Below are 17,579 nucleotides of genomic sequence, written 5' to 3'. Positions count from 1 at the left end.
CATGCAGCAGAACCTCTCCTCCTCCGAACCGATCGTGTCGCTCCGCGACGTGCAGAAGAGCTTTGGTCCGCTCAAGGTGCTCGACGGCGTCAGCTTCGCCGTCGATCGCGGCGAGGTGCTCGCCATCATCGGCCGGTCCGGCTCCGGCAAGAGTACAGCGCTGCGCTGCATCGACCGCTTCGAGAAGGTCGATGGCGGTGAGATCGTGGTCTGCGGGCACCGGGTCGACAGGCCGGACGTGGATTTGCGCGCTTTGCGCCAGGACGTCGGCATCGTGTTCCAAAGCTACAATCTGTTCCCGCATCTCACGATCGAACAGAACATCACGCTGGCGCCCTGCGCCGTGAAGAAAATCGCTGCCAACCAGGCGAAGGACCTGGCACGCAAGGTCCTCGCGCAGGTCGGGCTCGAGGAGAAGCTTCACGCCTATCCCGAGCAGCTATCCGGCGGCCAGCAGCAGCGCGCCGCAATCGCCCGCTCGCTGGCGATGCAGCCCAAGGTCATGCTGTTCGACGAGGTCACCTCTGCGCTCGATCCCGAGCTCACCGGCGAAGTGCTGAAGGTGATCGAGCAACTGGCGGCGGATGGCATGACCATGGTGATGGTCACCCACGAGATGGGGTTCGCCAAGAGCATCGCCGACAGGATCGTGTTCATGCATCGCGGCAAGGTCCACGAAACCGGGCCTGCCTCGATCCTGACATCGCCAACGACCCCCGAGCTAATGCAGTTCGTCGGCACGGGCAATCTAAAATCATGACAGGAGAGGAGAACCAAGGATGACTAACAGGAAATTGCTGGGCGCGGCCGTCTCGTTGTGCTGCTTCGTGATGACGGCGGCGACACCGGCATCTGCCGACCTGCTCGACGACATCATGAAGGCGAAGAAGATCCGCATCTCGACCGACCTCGCCATTCCGCCCTCGGGCATGATGGACTCCAGCATGAAGCCGACCGGGTCGGATGTCGAAGTGGCGCAGATGCTCGCCAAGGACTGGGGGCTCGAGCTGGAATTCGTCCAGACCACCGGCGCGACCCGCATCCCCAACGTCCTGACCGGCAAGGCCGACATCATCATCTCGACGCTGTCTGTAACGCCGGACCGCGCCAAGGTGATCGACTTCACCAATCGCTACGCGACGCTGCAATCGGACGTCGGCTGCCTGAAGTCGTCGAGCGTCAAGGACTGGCCCGACGTCAAGGACAAGTCGATCGGCGTCTCGCGCGGCACGACGCAGGATACGACCCTGTCCAACATGAAGGACAAGGACCTGAAGATCGCCCGCTACGACGATGACGCCACCATGGTGACGGCCGCCGTCTCCGGCCAGGTCGACTGCGTCGGCTCCTCGGCGACGATCATCAACCAGATCGGTGTGAAGAATCCCGTGCGCGTCTTCGAGTCCCGCATCCCGCTCGCGACCTTCGATCTCGCCATCGGCCTGAAGAAGGGCGAGCCGCGGCTGATGGAGAAGCTTAACGCCTGGATCAGCGAAAACGTCAAGAACGGCAAGCTGAACGCCATCTACAAGAAATTCCACGGTGTCGAGCTGCCGCCCGACATGCGTGGCTGAACGAGACCAGATCGTGACAGCCGTCCGCGGCCGTCACGATCAAAAGACCATCGAAAAGGAAATCACATGCGCCTTGTCATCGGATCCGACCACGCCGGCTGGCCGCTCAAGCAAACCGTCATCGACCACATCCGCAGCCTCGGCCACGACGTCGTCGACGTCGGCTCCTATGACGACAAGCCGGTCGACTTCCCCGATATCGCACGGGCCGTGGCGCAGAAGGTGACTTCGGGCGAGGCCGCCCGCGGCATCATGGTGTGTGGTACCGGCGTCGGCGCCTCGATCGCCGCCAACAAGATGAAGGGCATCCGCGCTGCGGTCTGCCACGACGTTCATTCGGCCCATCAGAGCGTCGAGCATGACGACGTGAACGTGATGTGCATCGGCGCGCAGATTGTCGGTGCCTGGCTCGCGGTGGATCTCGTCTCCTCCTATCTTTCCGCCGAATTCTCCACCGACGAGGATTTCCGCCGCCGCGTCGAGAAGCTTCGCGTCATGGACGAGGAAGGCTGACCTCCCGGGGGCCACGTGCCATGATCCTGGTGTTCGGATCGCTCAATATCGATCTGGTCGCCCTGGTGCCGGTCATTCCCGGCCCGGGCAGGACGGTGCTTGCGCCGTCCTATCAGACGCACTTCGGCGGCAAGGGCGCCAACCAGGCCGTTGCCTCCGCGCGGATCGCAGGCCCGGGATGCGTTCGGATGGCGGGCCGTGTGGGGCGAGATGCGTTCGGTGATCGCGTGCTCGAAAATCTCGCCGGGAATGGTGTCGACACCGATCTCATCGTCGGCGCCGACGAGCCAACGGGCTGCGCCTTCATCACCGTCGATTCCGCCGGCGAAAATGCGATCACGGTGGCAAGCGGCGCCAACATGATGGCCATCGCCGCTGATGTACCGGCCCGCCAATTCGCCGCCGACACCATCCTGGTGCTGCAGATGGAGGTGCCGTTCGCGCAGTCGCTTGCGACCGCGCGCCGGGCGAAATCGGCGTCGGGCACCGTGGTCTGGAATCTCGCACCGGTCCCGGAGAAGATGACGACGGCGATGGTCACGGACCTGCTCGCCGTGACCGACTACCTCCTCGTCAACGAGCATGAGGCGCGCGATGCCGCCGCAGCCATCGGCTTTGGCTCACCCGATTACGAGACCGCAGCCGGGCATCTGGCGAAGGCGGGCAACCTTACCTGCATCGTCACCGCGGGCGCGCAAGGAGCGTTCGCCGCGATGGCTGACGGCACGTACCTTCGGGTGCCTGCTCCGCGCATCATGCCCGTCGACACGACCGGCGCAGGCGACACCTTTGTCGGCGCATTCGCTGCCATGCTGAGCGAAGCCATGCCTCTGCAAGCCGCGATGCAGGTCGGATGCGAAGCCGCAGCGCAAAAATGCCTCAAGCCGGGCGCGCAGGCCGGCATGCCAGTTCGGGCCGAGATTCCGTCCCTCACCTGATCGGTGCACTGCTGCCGATACTTCGTCATTGCGAGCGCAGCGAAGCAATCCAGAATCGTTCCGCGGTGATAGTCTGGATTGCTTCGCTGCGCTCGCAATGACGACGTTGAAGCAATTTCGTATGATGTTCCTCAACGTCGTCCTGACGAAAGCCAGGACCCATTACCCCAGGGAGTGGTTTGGCAAAGACTGATAACCACCATCTCGCGCCACAATTCAATCCTGTGGTTGTGGGTCCCGGCCTTCGCCGGGACGACACTGAATCTTTGGTACGATCATTCGCCCTTCTCGCCTCCTCCGGCTACACTCTGTCGATTCCCGGAGCGCATCTCTTGGCCTTCCTCTTCGTCCTCAGCGTCGGCCTCCTCGCCGGCACCATCTCCGGCATCGTCGGCACGGGATCGTCGATCATGCTGATGCCGGTGCTGGTGTACGCTTACGGCCCGAAGGAAGCAGTGCCGATCATGGCGGTCGCGTCCATGATGGCGAATTTTTCGCGGATCCTGGCCTGGTGGCGCGAGGTCGACTGGCGGGCCTGCGCGGCCTATTCGGTCACGGGAATACCGGCCGCAGCCCTTGGCGCGCGCACGCTGCTGGCGCTGCCCTCGCACGCCGTCGATCTCTCCATCGGCCTGTTCCTGATCGCGATGGTGCCGGCCCGGCATTATCTCGCGCGGCACCACCTCAAGGCCAATCTATGGCACCTTGCGATCGGCGGCGCCGTGATCGGCTATCTCACCGGCATCGTGGTCTCGACCGGCCCGCTCAGCGTACCGCTCTTCCTGTTTTATGGCCTCACCAAAGGCGCCTTCCTCGCGACCGAGGCCGCCGCCTCGCTCGGTCTCTACTTCGCCAAATCAGTGACCTTCGAACGCTTCGGCGCGCTGACGCAGGATGTTTTCGTCAAGGGCCTGATCGCGGGCTCCTCGCTGATGTCAGGCGCGTTCATTGCAAAGCGTTTCGTGCTGCACCTGAAGCCGGACGTGTTCCGCATGGTGATGGACGCGATCATGATCGCGGCCGGGCTGTCCATGCTCTGGAACGCGACACAGTCACCGTAACGCGGCGCTCACGCCGCGAATTCGGGCACGACCGACGGGCTGTCGGCAAGCGCGAGGCTCTCGCCGGCCGCCTCTCCATCAAGCCATTGCAGCACGGCATCGAGCGGCTGCGGTCTTTGATAGAGGTAGCCCTGCCCGAACCTCACCCCGATCTCGCGCATGGCCTGCGCCTGCTCGGCCCGTTCGATGCCTTCCGCGATCAGGGTGAGTCCCAGCGTGTCCGCGAGCGACGCGATGACGCCGACGATCGCCTTGTCCTCGGCGCTTGCCGGGATCTCGCTGATGAACGCCTTGTCGATCTTGACCTTGTCCAGCGGAAAGCGGCGCAGATGGGCGAGCGAGCTGTAGCCAGTGCCGAAATCGTCGAGCGCGATCGTGGCGCCCAGCCGCCGCAGGCGGCGCAAGGTCTCGGACGCGCTGGCGATGTTGTTGATCAGCGACCCTTCCGTGATTTCGAGCTCGAGGGACGAGGCGGCAACGCCGAAGCGCGCGCAGGTCTCGCGGATCTCGCCGGCGAGCGAATGGTCCGCCAGCTCTGACGGCGGCAGATTGATCGCGATCCGGATCTGCGGTTTGCCGGCCACAGCGAGGCGCTGCAGGGCGCGGCAAGCATCGGTCAGCACATAACGCGTGAGCCGGGCATTGTTGCCGCTGCGCTCGATCAGCGGAAGGAACTCGCCGGGGCCGATGAGGCCGTGCTCGGGATGGCGCCAGCGGATCAGCGCCTCCAGGCAGGCGACGCCCTGGCTTTCGAGGTCGACCTGGCTCTGGTACCAGACCTCGAACTGTCCTTCGGCAAAACCGGCCGGAATGGCCAATTCGAGATCTCTGCTCCGACGGTAATCGTGCTGAAGCGTCTCGTTCAGCACCGCGATGGTGCCCGGCGCCTTGCTCTTGGCGTGGTAGAGCGCGATGTCGGCGAGCGCCGGCAGATGCGACAGTTCGGGATCGTCCGCGTGGCGCACGGCAAGGCCGATGCTGGCGCGCGGCATGACGAGCTTGTCGTGCAGGCGTATCGGCTCGGAAATCGCGTCCAGCAATCGCCGTGCGAACGCCTGCGCGGCCGCCACGTCCGTCACCTCGGGCCGAATGACCACGAATTCGTCGCCGCCGAGCCGCGCGACCCAATCCTCCGGTTCGACCGCACTGCGAAGCCGCTCCGAAATGTGAACCAGGAACTTGTCGCCGGCATCATGGCCGAAGGTGTCGTTGATGCCCTTGAAGTCGTCGAGATCGATGAAGCAGAACGCGACCAGCGCGTCGTGTGCGCCGGCATCGCTGCTCAGGACGATCAGGCGCTCGGTCAGAGAGCGCCGGTTCGGCAAGCCGGTGAGCGGATCGTGCGAAGCCATATGGCCAAGACGGTCGAGCGCGCCGGAGGTCGTATGCTGCATGGCGTTGAAGGCGCGCGCGAGCTGGCCGAACTCGTTCGAGGACCGGACATCCGCGGGATAGGCGCGGCCGTCCTGCTTGCTGCGCTGGATCGCCGACATCATGGCGGCGAGCGGCCGGCCGATGAAGACGTTCGCCGAGATCCGCATCGCGATCACGGTCGCAAGCGTTGCGAGCACGCCGACGACGAGAAGCAGCTTCAGCCGGCTGCCCGTATCCGCATAGAGGGAAGAATAGGAATAGGCGATCGCGATCCGACCGGCTTGAACGGCCATGTTGCCGTTGCTGTACCTGATGGGACGGGAGACCTCGGCGACCGACTGCCCCGTCGACCGCGCCTCAACGCGGGCAATCGCAACGCCGGTGTCGTCATAGACGGTCGCCGCAGCGATCGACTCGTCCTGCATGACCTCGTTGAGCACGCTCGTGACCTGGTCGTAGCGCATCTTCCACAGCGGCTCGGCAATCAGCTCGGCGCGACTGTCGGCAACCCGGGCGATACGGGCGTCGAGCTGCCTGATCTGCGACCAGAAGCTCGAGACCTCGACGCCGGCCGAGGCGAGGAGCTGAACCAGCAGCAGCACCGGCACCGTGGCCCAGATCATCGCGCGGACGACCGAGCGCGACGTCGCGGGCTTCGCCAGCCCGGTCCGATCCGGTTCGCTCATCCCGTCATCTTTCTTCATCATTCACCGGCGCCGTTCAGGGGCGACAGCGACGAGATGAGCGCGTCGATGGAGAAGTCATAGTGACCGCAGGCGCCAGCCTTCGCCCTGAAGCGCGCGAAGTCTATCCGGTCGAAGGCGCGATTCCTGATCAGGTCGCGGACGGAGACGAGGTTGTCGCGCGTGATCGCGGACGTCTTGACCTCGATGTGGGTTGAAGCGGCCGCGAAGTCGCAGCCATCGGCATAGTCGCGCAAAAGGACAATCGACCAGCCGCCGAGCAGGAAGTGACCGCCGTCGCTCAGGAGGAGGCGACCCGCCTTGATCTCGCGCAGCGCTTCCTCCGACCAGTTGAGGCCGACCACCTCGATGTCCCGGCCCGGCGCGAGGCCTGCGGCAGTTGCCGCGCGCAGCGCTCCCAGCGCCATCGGATCGTTTCCGGCCCATATGCCTGCCGGGCGGATGCCCTTGCGGGACGCCCAGCTCAGATAATTGGCCGTGACGTGCTCGGCCTCCGATTTCGTCCAGTTGGCGAACAGCATCCGGTCCACTACCACGTCGGGCGCGGCGGCCACGGCAAGATCGAGACCCACGTTGCGCGCGATCGAGGCCGGCGTGATCTCGTCGCCGCCGATTCCGAGAATGTGGATTTTGCCGTCCTGGCTCTGCCATTTTTCGGCTCGTGCCGCGCCGATCAGTGCATTCGCCATCCGCGCGCCTGCCGTCGTGAGGTCGGTCGTGATGTCACCGAGCCACGTCTTGAGCTTCTGGCGCGGCGGCCCCAGACGCGCGGCGTCCTCGCCGATCAGCGTGTTCGACAGCAACAGCGTCTTGACGCCCGCGGCTTCGGCCGCCTCCACGATCGGCACCGCCGCGGATTCTTCGTTCGACAGAATGAGGAAATCGGGCTTCTCGGTACGGGCGAGCACACCAAGGCCGAGCTCCTGCATGATCCGGTAATTTCTCTCGCTGGTCAGCACCTCGATGTTCGCGTTGAGCTTGCGCCCGGACGCCTGCATGGTCTGCGAGACCATGTCCCAGAAGACCTCGCCGGTCTTGCCCGGATTGACGAAGACGATGTTGAGGCGCCTTGCCTCGGCCGCAATGCCGCTGCTGGCCGGCGCAAGGACGCCGCAGGCCAGGCTCGCGGCCAGCAATATGCGCAGGAATCTCATTGTTCTCTTCGCCACCCCCGATTGGTTCCGAGGGTGGACCGGCGTCCGCTAACACTTCGCAAAATCCGGCTGGCCACGGCGGCGCAGGGCTAACAAAGGGTGTATCCGATCCCCTGAATTGCGATATTGACCGGCGCGGGTGGCGCCGGATCGCCGGCCGGCGAAGCTCTCCCGCCTTCCCGTTCCGTGCTATCAGCAAATCTGAACCCCCGACTCGCTCTCGACATGGCCAAGAACACGCTTTCCTTCGTCTGCCAGAACTGCGGCGCGGCCTATAACCGCTGGCAGGGCAAATGCGACGCCTGCGGCGAATGGAATACGCTTGCCGAGGAGGACACGACCGGCAGCGTGCCGGTGTCGATCCGCTCGAAGCGCAAGGGACGGACATTTGCGCTGGAGAGCCTCGCTGGAAAAAGCCCGGACGCTCCACGCCTCTCCTCAGGGATGACCGAGCTCGACCGCGTCACCGGCGGCGGCTTCGTGCGCGGCTCGGTGCTGCTCGTCGGCGGCGATCCCGGCATCGGCAAGTCGACACTGCTCACGCAGGCGACCAGCATGCTGGCGCGGGCCGGCCACCGCATCGTCTATATCTCCGGCGAAGAGGCGGTCGCGCAGGTGCGCTTGCGCGCCGAACGGCTCGGGTTGTCGGATGCGCCGGTGCAGCTCGCCGCCGAAACCTCGGTCGAAGACATCGTTTCCACTTTGTCGGAAGGCGCAGTCCCCCGGCTGATCGTGATCGACTCGATCCAGACCATGTGGACCGACACGGTGGAATCCGCGCCCGGCACGGTGACGCAGGTGCGCGCCTCCGCGCAGGCGCTAATCCGCTTCGCCAAGAAGACGGGAGCCGCCATCATCCTGGTCGGCCATGTCACCAAGGACGGCCAGATCGCCGGCCCGCGCGTGGTCGAGCACATGGTCGACGCCGTGCTGTCTTTCGAGGGCGAAGGCTCGCAGCAATTCCGCATCTTACGTGCCGTGAAAAACCGCTTCGGCCCGACCGACGAGATCGGCGTATTCGAGATGACGGGCCTCGGCCTGCGCGAGGTCACCAACCCGTCGGAGCTGTTCCTGTCGGAACGTGATCTCGGCACCCCGGGCACGGCGGTGTTCGCCGGCATCGAGGGCACACGGCCCGTGCTCGTCGAGCTGCAGGCGCTGGTGGCTCCGACCTCGCTCGGAACTCCGCGCCGAGCGGTGGTCGGCTGGGACCCGAGCCGGCTCTCGATGGTGCTAGCGGTGCTGGAGGCCCATTGCGGGGTGAAGCTGTCGGGCCATGACGTCTATCTCAACGTCGCCGGGGGCTTACGCATCCACGAGCCCGCGGCCGACCTCGCCGCCGCGGCTGCGCTGGTGTCCTCCCTGGTTAATGCGCAGTTACCCACGGATGCGGTCTATTTCGGTGAAATCTCGCTCTCCGGCGTGGTCCGCCCCGTTGCCCAGACGCCGGCCCGGCTGAAGGAAGCGGCCAAGCTCGGTTTCAGCCGCGCCGTGCTGCCCGAATCGGCCCGGGGCGAGGCCGGCGGGGACGCCGGGCTGGCGCTCAATGCCGTCGGCAGCCTGACCACATTGGTGGCCGAGATCGCCGCCCGCGGCTCCCGCCGGGGCGACGCGAACGCACCGGCAGAGAAAAATGCCACACCGGCAAGATTCCGCCGTGGGGAGGGCTAGCCGGAGGTGACGTCCTGCGCCCCCGCCGCTATACACCCGTCACAAAAGCAGCATGGGATTGCGTGGTTCCGGCCTTGCCGGACGCGCCGTCGGCCCGTCATTTAGGGCGGCGGCCAAGACACCGATTCGCTGAGCACCTTTGAGAGTACGAGCGGACCTGACCAGCCGATGCCGATTACACTCCTCGACCTGATCCTGCTCGGTGTGATGCTGATTTCGGGCCTGCTCGCCATGGTCCGCGGCTTCATGCGCGAAATCCTGTCGATCGCAGCCTGGGGCGCGGCCGCGATCGTGACGCTGTACTCGTTCTCCAAGCTGCTGCCGACCGCAAAGACCTATTTCAACAACGATACAGTCGCGAGCGTGGTCGTGGTCGCCGGCGTGTTCGTGGGCACCCTGATCGTGGTCTCCGTGATCACGGTGCGCATCTCCGACATGATCCTGGACTCGCGGATCGGCGCGCTGGACCGCACCCTCGGCTTCCTGTTCGGGCTGGCTCGCGGCCTTTTGATCGTGGTGGTCGCCTTCCTGTTCTTCACGTGGCTGGTGCCGGACAAGCAGCGCCCGGACTGGGTCACCGGGGCCAAGTCCCGGGTGGTGCTCCAGGGAACCGGAGATTGGCTGATGTCGCTCTTGCCGGATGACCCCGAGAACACCATCTTGAAGAGATTCAAGAAAAACAAACCAGATGATGATCAAGCTGATTCCGAGCAGCAGCCTTCGGGCGGCGGCGACGGATACAGTAAACCGGCTCGTGACAGCCTGAAAAAGCTGATCGAGAAACCCGCGGCGCGTTGAGCCCAGAGAGAGGCGCGAACGAGATGCGAAACCCTGACCAGGACGCCCAACTTGATCTCGATCTCGGCCCAGCCGCGCTAGAGCTTCAGGACGACCTGGAGGGAGATACGCTGCGCGAGGAATGCGGCGTGTTCGGCATCTACGGCCACCCTCAAGCCGCCGCTATCACCGCACTCGGCCTCCACGCCCTTCAGCACCGCGGCCAGGAAGCCGCCGGTATCGTCTCCTACGACGGCAACCGCTTTCATTCCGAACGCCGGCTTGGCCTCGTCGGCGACACTTTCTCCCGCCACGAGGTGATCGACCGCCTCCCCGGCAATGTCGCGGTCGGTCATGTCCGCTACTCCACGACCGGCGCCACCATCCTGCGCAACGTGCAGCCGCTGTTCGCCGAGCTCAATGCCGGAGGCCTTGCCGTCGCCCACAACGGCAACCTCACCAACGGCCTGACGCTACGCCGCGAGCTCGTGAGGAACGGCGCGATGATGCAGTCGACCACCGACACCGAAGTGATCCTGCACCTGGTCGCACGCTCCAAGCGTAACCGCTTCATCGAACGCTATATCGACGCGCTGCGCGAGATCGAAGGCGCCTATGCGCTGGTCTCGCTGACCAACAAGAAGCTGGTCGGCGCGCGCGATCCGCGCGGCATCCGCCCGCTCGTGCTCGGCGAGCTCGACGGCTGCCCGATCCTGACCTCGGAGACCTGCGCGCTCGACATCATCGGCGCGCGCTTCATCCGCGACATCGAGCCCGGCGAAGTCATCGTGTTCGACGAGAACGGCCAGGACGTCCACAAGCCGTTCCCGCCGATGGCACCGCGCCCCTGCATCTTCGAATACATCTATTTCTCCCGTCCGGATTCCGTCGTCCACGGCCGCTCCGTCTACGAGGTGCGCAAGGCCTTCGGCGCCCAGCTCGCCAGGGAAAGTCACGTGCCGGTCGACGTGGTGGTGCCGGTGCCTGATTCCGGCGTGCCCGCCGCGGTCGGCTACAGCCAGCATTCCGGCGTGCCGTTCGAGCTCGGCATCATCCGGAACCACTATGTCGGCCGCACCTTCATCCAGCCGACGCAGGCGATCCGCGAATCCGGCGTGCGCATGAAGCATTCGGCGAACCGCGCCGCGATCGAAGGCAAACGCATCATCCTGATCGACGACTCGCTGGTGCGCGGCACCACCTCGAAGAAGATCGTGCGCATGATGCGCGATGCGGGTGCGACCGAAGTGCACTTCCGCCTCGCCTCGCCCCCGATCCTCTATCCGGACTATTACGGCATCGACCTGCCCGATCGCGGCGGCCTCCTGGCCGCGACGCATTCGCTGGAGGAGATGCGCGAGATCATCGGCGCAGACTCGCTTGCCTTCCTGTCGATCGACGGCATGTACCGCGCCATGGGCGAGCCCGGCCGCGACCCGGCCAATCCGAAGTTCTCGGATCACTGCTTCACCGGCGCCTATCCGACCCACCTCACCGACCAGACCCAGACCGAGCCGCAGCCGCGGCAATTGTCCCTGCTGGCGGAAGCGAGCTGACGCCGAAGGCGTTATCCCGGGGCGATGCGAAGCATCGAACCACAATGCGCAATTGCGCATTGTGGGATCTTGAGATTCCGGGTTCGGTCCTGCGGACCGCCCCGGAATGACGGGCTCATGAGGGCTTGTCCCGGACGCTAACGCCTGTAAAACCCAGCCATGACAAAACCCCTCGCCAATCGCATCGCTCTCGTCACCGGCGCCTCGCGCGGCATCGGCTTTGCCACCGCCAGGGCGCTGGCGAAGGCCGGCGCGCACATCGTGGCGGTGGCGCGCACGCAAGGAGGGCTCGAGGAACTCGACGACGAGATCCGCAAGGACGGCGGCACCGCGACGCTAGTGCCGCTCAACCTCACCGATTCCGACGGCATCGCCCGGCTCGGCGCCGGCTTGCACGAGCGCTACGGCAAGCTCGACATCCTCGTCGGTAATGCCGGCGTGCTCGGCCCCTCCTCGCCGCTCGGCCATATCGAGCTGAAGACCTTCAACGACGTGATGGCGGTCAACGTCTCCGCGAACTTCCAGCTCATCCGCTGCATGGAGCCGCTGCTCAGGCAATCCGACGCCGGCCGCGCTCTGTTCATCACCTCGGGCGCGGCCAACAAGGCCACCGCCTATGTCGGCCCCTATGCCGCCTCCAAGGCCGCGCTCGAGACGCTGGCGCGCGCCTGGGCACAGGAGACCGCGAACACGGCGCTGCGCGTCAACCTGTTCAACCCGGGTCCGATCCGCACCCGCATGCGCGCCACGCTGATGCCGGGTGAGGATCCGATGACGCTCGATACGCCCGAGCAGGTCGCCGAATTCATCGTACCGATGTGCGCACCGGATTGGACCGAGACCGGTAAGTTCTACGATTACAAGACCCGCACCCTGATGAGCTTCCGCTCCCCGGCCTAATTGACTTCGCAACCTTCCCGCGATTGACTGCCGCGCTCAAGCGGCAGCAAGCCGCAGAAAAAATGGGAGGTCGCCATGGCGCCATGGCATGATCGCGCAGGCCTTATGCGTGCGCTGGCACGTCTCTCTCACTCCATTTCAATCCTCATCGTGGCGATGATGCACGCGCTGCCCGGCGCAGCGATTGCGGGCGGCGTCCCGACATTCGCGGTCGATGCATCCTGGCCAAAGCCGCTGCCGAACAACTGGATCCTCGGCCAGGTCGGCGGCATCACCGTCGATTGGCAGGGCCACATCTGGGTGATCCATCGGCCGCGCTCGCTGACGGATGACGAGAAAGGCGCCACTCTCAACCCGCCGCGCTCGAAATGCTGCGTGCCGGCGCCGCCAGTCCTCGAATTCGATACCGACGGCAATCTGCTGCGCGCCTGGGGCGGTCCCGGCGAAGGCTATGAATGGGTCGGCCGCGAGCACGGCATCGAGGTCGACGAGCGCGGCTTCGTCTGGATCGGCGGCAATGCCGACAACGACAACGCCATTCTGAAATTCACGCTCGACGGCAAGTTCGTCGCGCAGATCGGCAAGATCGCGCCGAGCCTCGGCAGCAACGACACGACCCAGCTCGGCAAGCCTGCCGAAACCGCGATCGACAAGGAGGCGAACGAGATCTACGTCGCCGATGGCTATGGCAACCACCGCGTCATCGTCTTCGATGCGAGCACGCTCGCCTACAAGCGCCACTGGGGCGCCTACGGCAACAAGCCGAACGACGACAAGCAGGCGCCCTACGATCCCAAGGCGCCGGTTGCCCAGCAATTCGGCAATCCCGTCCACTGCGTCAAAATAGCCAATGACGGCCTCGTCTATGTCTGCGACCGAATCAACGACCGCATCCAGGTCTTCAAGAAGGACGGCACCTTCGTTAACGAGTGGTTCTACGAAAAGGCCACGCTGGGAAACGGTGCCGTCTGGGACATCGCGATCTGGCCCGATGCGAAGCAGACCTATCTCTTGAGCGCCGACGGGGAAAACAACGAAATCAGGGTGTTAAAGCGTCAGGACGGCAGCGTGGTCGGCAGCTTCGGCCGCAGCGGCCGCAACGCCGGGCAATTCCACTGGGTCCATGCGATCGCGGTCGACGCCAAGGGTAATGTCTATACCGCGGAGGTCGATAACGCGAAGCGAATCCAGAAATTCAGGCTGACCTCGGACGCCCTACCTTAAGCGCATTGCGGCATACCCCGAGACAGGCTATCGGGAACCCGGAGATCGTCACCGATCGCGCCGATGGCCAAAAAGCCCCATTCAAGAGGGCAGTCCGCGGCATCACCAGTAGGAGGGAACACAATGAAGAACGCTCGTGCGTGGCGCTATGCCGCGTTGTTGACCTGTGCCGGCCTCGGCTTCGCCACCTCGGCTTTCGCCCAAGACAAGACTGTGAAGATCGGCGTGTTGAACGACATGTCGAGCCTCTATGCCGACATCGGCGGCCCGAATTCGGTAGCCGCAGTCAACATGGCGGTGGAGGATTCCGGCCTGCGCGCCAAGGGCTGGAAGATCGACGTCATCAGCGGCGATCACCAGAACAAGCCCGACATCGGCGTCAACATTGCCCGCCAGTGGATCGATGCAGAGAAGGTCGATGTCATCGCCGACACGCCGAACTCAGGCGTCGCGCTCGCGGTGAGCAACGTCGTCAAGGAAAAGAACGCGGTCCTGCTCAACTCGGGCGCCGCGACCGCAGACCTCACCGGCAAGGCCTGCAACGCCAACACCATCTCCTATACTTACGACACCTACATGCTCGCCAATGGCACCGGCAAGGCGCTGACCAAGGCGGGCGGCGACACCTGGTTCTTCCTGACCGCCGACTATGCCTTCGGCCATGCGCTCGAGCGCGACACCAGCAACGTCGTCACCGCCAATGGCGGCAAGGTGCTCGGCGGCGTCAAGCATCCGCTCAACACCTCGGACTTCTCCTCCTTCCTGCTTCAGGCGCAGTCCTCGAAGGCGAAGGTGGTCGGACTTGCCAATGCCGGCGGCGACACCACCAACGCCATCAAGCAGGCGTCCGAATTCGGCATTGTCCAGGGCGGCCAGAAACTCGCCGCGCTTCTGCTCTTCATCACCGACGTGAATTCGCTCGGCTTGAAGACGGCCCAGGGGCTCACCTTCACCGAGTCGTTCTACTGGGACCTCAACGACAAAACTCGCGAATGGTCGAAGCGCTTCCAGAAGGTTTCGCCGAAGAACGCGATGCCGTCGATGACGGTGGCCGGCAACTACGCGGCCGTCCTTCACTATCTGAAAGCGCTCGAAGCGCTCGGCGGCAATCCGCATGACGGCGCCAAGATCGTCGCCAAGATGAAGGAAATCCCGACCGACGATCCCCTCTTCGGCAAGGGCCCGCTGCGCGCCGACGGCCGCCGCCTCATCCCCGCCTACCTGTTCGAGGTGAAGAAGCCGGAAGAGTCAAAGTATCCGTGGGATTACTACAAGCTGATCGCCACCATCGCCCCGGAAGACGCCGCCAAGCCGCTCGAGGCCAGCGAGTGTCCGCTGGTGAAGAAATAGAGCGACGCTGTCGTAGGGTGGGTTAGCCCAACGGGTCCGCGCGCAGCGCGGCCCGATGACAGGCTCCGGCGTAACCCACCGCTTCTCTCACGGCGATTGGAGTGGCGGATTACGCTTTGCTAATCCGCCCTACAGTCGCTACGACCTGGCGCCAGCCAGCGTTCGCATCGCGATGACCACGCACACGACCATCAGCACCGCCGCGAGCAGGAAGGGTGCGCCGGGCAGATGCAGCGGCGCGGTGCTGCCGATGAAATACGAGAATGTCAGCGTGAACAGGAACGGGCCGACAAGCTGCGACACGCTCTGCACGCTTGCGACCGCCCCCTGCAACTGACCCTGCTGATCGGGCGCGACGAGCCGTGTCGTCAGCGATTGAGACGCGGCACCGGAGACACCCCACAACGCCATCACGGGAATGCCGATCCAGGACAGCGGTCCGGTCGGGGCGCAGCCGAAGATCACGAAGCCGATCGCGGCGCAGACCAATCCGAGCAGCAACGCGTTCTGCTCACCGAGCACGCGCACGATCGGGCCGATGGCGAAGCCCTGCACCACCACGGCGGAGATGCCGACCATGGCGAGGGTCAATCCAACAGTCTTGGAATCCCAACCATAGCGATAGCTCGCGTAGAGCACGAAGGTCGACGGCAAGACGACATGAGCGACCTGCGCGATGAAAGTGACCACCGACAATCCCGCCAGGACGGGGTGGGAGCGCAGAAGATTCAGCGCGCCCAGTGGATTGGCGTTCTTCCAGCGGAACGGCGCGCGCTTGTCGGGCGTGAGGGATTCCGGAAGGATCAACAGACCGTAGAGCGCATTGGCAAGACTCAAGCCCGCCGCCGCCCAGAACGGCAGCCGGGGGTCGATGTCGCCGAGCAGGCCACCGAGCGCCGGCCCCATGATGAAGCCGGCACCGAAGGCTGCGCCGACCTTGCCAAAGATCGCCGCACGACGCTCGGGCGGCGTGATATCCGAGATATAGGCGAGAGACGTCGAGATGCTGGCCGAGGTGATACCGGAGATCACCCGGCCGACGAACAGCCAGGCCAGGGACGGCGCAAGCGCCATCAGGACATAGTCGGCACCGAGCCCGAAATTCGACAGCAGCACCACCGGCCGGCGTCCGAAGCGATCCGACAATGTGCCGAGAAGCGGCGAGAACACGAACTGCATCAGCGCCCAGGCGGTGCCGAACGCGCCGAAGATCCTCGCCGCCTGTGCGGTGTCGTTGTCGACAAAGCTCTCCACGAGCTTCGGCAGGATCGGCATGATCACGCCGATCGCGAGCATGTCGAGCAGGATGGTGACGAAGATGAAGGCGACCGCACCGCGCCGGACCGGCGCGGCATCTGGTGCGAAGGCCCCGCTCGTCCCCTCGCTCACGACAATCGCTTGCGCTTGTGCGCGAAGGGATTGGCCTTTTCGCGCAGCGTGATCCGGACCGGCGTGCCCGGCAGCTCGAAAGCCTCGCGCAGGGAGTTGGTGAGATAGCGAAGATAAGCCTGCGGGACCGCGTCCGCGCGCGAGCAAAACAGCACGAAGCTCGGCGGGCGCGCCTTGGTCTGGGTGATGTAGTTCAGCTTGAGCCTGCGGCCCGAGACCGCGGGCGGCGGATTGGCCTGGATCGCCTGCTCGAACCAGCGGTTCAGTGCAGAGGTCGGCACGCGCCTGTTCCAGACCGCGTAGGCGTCCTGGATCGCCTGCATCAGGCGGTCGATGCCCTCGCCCATCAAGCCGGAGACGGCAACGATCGGCACGCCCTTGACCTGCGGCAGCCAGTGGTCGGCATCACGACGGAGGCCGGAAATGGCGCCGCCGCCCTTGGTCTCCATCAGGTCCCATTTGTTGACCGCGAGCACGACCGCACGGCCCTCGCGCTCGATCAGATCGGCGATGCGCAGGTCCTGCTCCTCGAAGCGGTTCTGCGCGTCCATCATCAGCACGACGACTTCCGCAAACCGCACGGCGCGCAGCGCGTCCGCAACCGAGAGCTTTTCCAGCTTCTCCTCGATGCGCGACCTGCGGCGCAGGCCGGCGGTGTCGAACACGCGGAAATCGCGCCCCTTCCAGTTGATCTCGACCGCGATGGAATCGCGCGTGGTGCCGGCCTCCGGGCTCGTCAGCAGGCGCTCCTCGCCGAGCAAATAATTGATCAGCGTCGACTTGCCGGCATTGGGCCGGCCGACGATCGCAACCCTGATCGGGCGCGTGGCCGCCTCTTCCTCGGACAGCGGCTCGTCGTCCTCGGCCTCGTCCTCGACGGGCTCCGGCATCACCCCGCTCAGGGCGTCATAGAGCTCGCCCATGCCCTCGCCGTGCTCGGCCGAGATCTGGATGGGATCGCCGAGGCCGAGCGCAAAGGCCTCCATCGCGCCGGCATCACCGTGCTTGCCCTCGCTCTTGTTGGCGACCAGCAGAACCGGCTTGTTGGCGCGGCGGGCGAAATCGGCAAAGGCGCGGTCGGTTGGCGTGAGGCCGACCCGGGCATCGATCACGAAGAACAGCGCGTCGGCGTGCGCGATCGCGGTCTCCGTCTGCTCCTGCATGCGTGCGGTGAGCGAGCCCTTGGCGCCCTCGTCGAGGCCGGCGGTATCGATCACCGTGAATTGGAGGTCGCCGAGCTTGGCCTCGCCCTCGCGGCGGTCGCGCGTGACGCCGGGCAAATCATCGACGAGCGCAAGCTTCTGTCCCACCAAGCGGTTGAACAGCGTCGACTTGCCGACATTGGGCCGGCCGATGATGGCGATCGTGAAGGACATCGGTCATTCGTGCGCTGC

The 17,579-nt window shown here is 65.1% G+C and carries 15 protein-coding genes; 11 read left to right on the top strand and 4 right to left on the bottom strand.

The window, feature by feature from the left end; genetic code table 11:
* Position 1: 1 nt before the first annotated feature.
* The 5 genes from MTR72_RS10380 (at position 2) to MTR72_RS10360 (ending at position 4,086) form a co-directional block, all read left to right on the top strand.
* Complete coding sequence (locus MTR72_RS10380) at positions 2–760, top strand: amino acid ABC transporter ATP-binding protein (protein WP_280971004.1); 759 nt, start codon at positions 2–4, stop codon at positions 758–760.
* A gap of 19 nt (positions 761–779) precedes the next feature.
* Entirely contained in the window at positions 780–1,574 is a 795-nt protein-coding gene (locus MTR72_RS10375; RefSeq protein WP_280964318.1) for a transporter substrate-binding domain-containing protein, read from the top strand.
* Between the two features lie 66 nt (positions 1,575–1,640).
* Positions 1,641–2,087 (top strand): ribose 5-phosphate isomerase B, encoded by a 447-nt coding sequence (gene rpiB, locus MTR72_RS10370; RefSeq protein ID WP_063699988.1) that lies wholly within the window; start codon positions 1,641–1,643, stop codon positions 2,085–2,087.
* A gap of 20 nt (positions 2,088–2,107) precedes the next feature.
* Positions 2,108–3,025 (top strand): ribokinase, encoded by a 918-nt coding sequence (locus MTR72_RS10365; protein WP_280964319.1) that lies wholly within the window; start codon positions 2,108–2,110, stop codon positions 3,023–3,025.
* 332 nt (positions 3,026–3,357) lie between these two features.
* Complete coding sequence (locus tag MTR72_RS10360) at positions 3,358–4,086, top strand: sulfite exporter TauE/SafE family protein (protein WP_341510346.1); 729 nt, start codon at positions 3,358–3,360, stop codon at positions 4,084–4,086.
* A gap of 8 nt (positions 4,087–4,094) precedes the next feature.
* Here MTR72_RS10360 and MTR72_RS10355 read toward each other — a convergent pair whose 3' ends face one another.
* Together MTR72_RS10355 and MTR72_RS10350 are read right to left on the bottom strand one after the other, a co-directional pair.
* Positions 4,095–6,146 (bottom strand): putative bifunctional diguanylate cyclase/phosphodiesterase, encoded by a 2,052-nt coding sequence (locus tag MTR72_RS10355; RefSeq protein WP_445819567.1) that lies wholly within the window; start codon positions 6,144–6,146, stop codon positions 4,095–4,097.
* A 17-nt stretch (positions 6,147–6,163) separates the two neighbouring features.
* On the bottom strand, positions 6,164–7,318 hold the full coding sequence (locus MTR72_RS10350; RefSeq protein ID WP_280964321.1) for an ABC transporter substrate-binding protein: 1,155 nt from the start codon (positions 7,316–7,318) through the stop codon (positions 6,164–6,166).
* 225 nt (positions 7,319–7,543) lie between these two features.
* Here MTR72_RS10350 and radA point away from each other — a divergent pair, with 225 nt between their 5' ends.
* The 6 genes from radA (at position 7,544) to MTR72_RS10320 (ending at position 14,796) form a co-directional block, all read left to right on the top strand.
* Positions 7,544–8,989 carry a DNA repair protein RadA gene (radA, locus tag MTR72_RS10345; protein WP_280964322.1) on the top strand — a complete coding sequence of 482 codons (1,446 nt, stop codon included), beginning with the start codon at positions 7,544–7,546 and terminating at the stop codon, positions 8,987–8,989.
* Between the two features lie 168 nt (positions 8,990–9,157).
* A complete protein-coding gene (locus tag MTR72_RS10340; protein WP_280964323.1) occupies positions 9,158–9,787 on the top strand; it encodes a CvpA family protein in 630 nt (209 codons plus the stop codon).
* A gap of 23 nt (positions 9,788–9,810) precedes the next feature.
* Positions 9,811–11,322: an amidophosphoribosyltransferase gene (gene purF / locus MTR72_RS10335; RefSeq protein WP_280964324.1), complete on the top strand. Its 1,512-nt coding sequence runs from the start codon at positions 9,811–9,813 to the stop codon at positions 11,320–11,322.
* 159 nt (positions 11,323–11,481) lie between these two features.
* Positions 11,482–12,222 carry an SDR family NAD(P)-dependent oxidoreductase gene (locus MTR72_RS10330; RefSeq protein WP_280964325.1) on the top strand — a complete coding sequence of 247 codons (741 nt, stop codon included), beginning with the start codon at positions 11,482–11,484 and terminating at the stop codon, positions 12,220–12,222.
* Positions 12,223–12,297: 75 nt separating this feature from the next.
* Positions 12,298–13,446: a hypothetical protein gene (locus MTR72_RS10325; RefSeq protein WP_280964326.1), complete on the top strand. Its 1,149-nt coding sequence runs from the start codon at positions 12,298–12,300 to the stop codon at positions 13,444–13,446.
* Between the two features lie 123 nt (positions 13,447–13,569).
* Positions 13,570–14,796 (top strand): ABC transporter substrate-binding protein, encoded by a 1,227-nt coding sequence (locus tag MTR72_RS10320; protein ID WP_280964327.1) that lies wholly within the window; start codon positions 13,570–13,572, stop codon positions 14,794–14,796.
* A gap of 138 nt (positions 14,797–14,934) precedes the next feature.
* On the opposite strand, the gene MTR72_RS10315 is transcribed toward MTR72_RS10320, so the two are convergent.
* Together MTR72_RS10315 and der are read right to left on the bottom strand one after the other, a co-directional pair.
* Positions 14,935–16,185 carry a TCR/Tet family MFS transporter gene (locus tag MTR72_RS10315; RefSeq protein ID WP_280964328.1) on the bottom strand — a complete coding sequence of 417 codons (1,251 nt, stop codon included), beginning with the start codon at positions 16,183–16,185 and terminating at the stop codon, positions 14,935–14,937.
* A complete protein-coding gene (gene der, locus MTR72_RS10310; protein ID WP_280964329.1) occupies positions 16,182–17,561 on the bottom strand; it encodes a ribosome biogenesis GTPase Der in 1,380 nt (459 codons plus the stop codon). Before der ends, MTR72_RS10315 begins: the two co-directional genes overlap by 4 nt.
* Between the last annotated feature and the right edge of the window lie 18 nt (positions 17,562–17,579).

The sequence above is a fragment of the Bradyrhizobium sp. ISRA442 genome (assembly GCF_038085055.1).
In the GTDB taxonomy this organism is placed as follows: Bacteria; Pseudomonadota; Alphaproteobacteria; order Rhizobiales; family Xanthobacteraceae; genus Bradyrhizobium.
This window is presented reverse-complemented; position numbering and strand designations above follow the sequence as displayed.

What these genes read in the sequence shown, in the direction of transcription:
- MTR72_RS10325 (WP_280964326.1), top strand. Translation starts at nt 12,298, where the DNA reads ATGGCGCCATGGCATGATCGCGCAGGCCTTATGCGTGCGCTGGCACGT.
- rpiB (WP_063699988.1), top strand. Translation starts at nt 1,641, where the DNA reads ATGCGCCTTGTCATCGGATCCGACCACGCCGGCTGGCCGCTCAAGCAA.
- MTR72_RS10380 (WP_280971004.1), top strand. Translation starts at nt 2, where the DNA reads ATGCAGCAGAACCTCTCCTCCTCCGAACCGATCGTGTCGCTCCGCGAC.
- MTR72_RS10355 (WP_445819567.1), bottom strand. Translation starts at nt 6,146, where the DNA reads ATGAGCGAACCGGATCGGACCGGGCTGGCGAAGCCCGCGACGTCGCGC.
- purF (WP_280964324.1), top strand. Translation starts at nt 9,811, where the DNA reads ATGCGAAACCCTGACCAGGACGCCCAACTTGATCTCGATCTCGGCCCA.
- MTR72_RS10350 (WP_280964321.1), bottom strand. Translation starts at nt 7,318, where the DNA reads ATGAGATTCCTGCGCATATTGCTGGCCGCGAGCCTGGCCTGCGGCGTC.
- der (WP_280964329.1), bottom strand. Translation starts at nt 17,561, where the DNA reads ATGTCCTTCACGATCGCCATCATCGGCCGGCCCAATGTCGGCAAGTCG.
- MTR72_RS10375 (WP_280964318.1), top strand. Translation starts at nt 780, where the DNA reads ATGACTAACAGGAAATTGCTGGGCGCGGCCGTCTCGTTGTGCTGCTTC.
- MTR72_RS10340 (WP_280964323.1), top strand. Translation starts at nt 9,158, where the DNA reads ATGCCGATTACACTCCTCGACCTGATCCTGCTCGGTGTGATGCTGATT.
- radA (WP_280964322.1), top strand. Translation starts at nt 7,544, where the DNA reads ATGGCCAAGAACACGCTTTCCTTCGTCTGCCAGAACTGCGGCGCGGCC.
- MTR72_RS10320 (WP_280964327.1), top strand. Translation starts at nt 13,570, where the DNA reads ATGAAGAACGCTCGTGCGTGGCGCTATGCCGCGTTGTTGACCTGTGCC.
- MTR72_RS10365 (WP_280964319.1), top strand. Translation starts at nt 2,108, where the DNA reads ATGATCCTGGTGTTCGGATCGCTCAATATCGATCTGGTCGCCCTGGTG.
- MTR72_RS10330 (WP_280964325.1), top strand. Translation starts at nt 11,482, where the DNA reads ATGACAAAACCCCTCGCCAATCGCATCGCTCTCGTCACCGGCGCCTCG.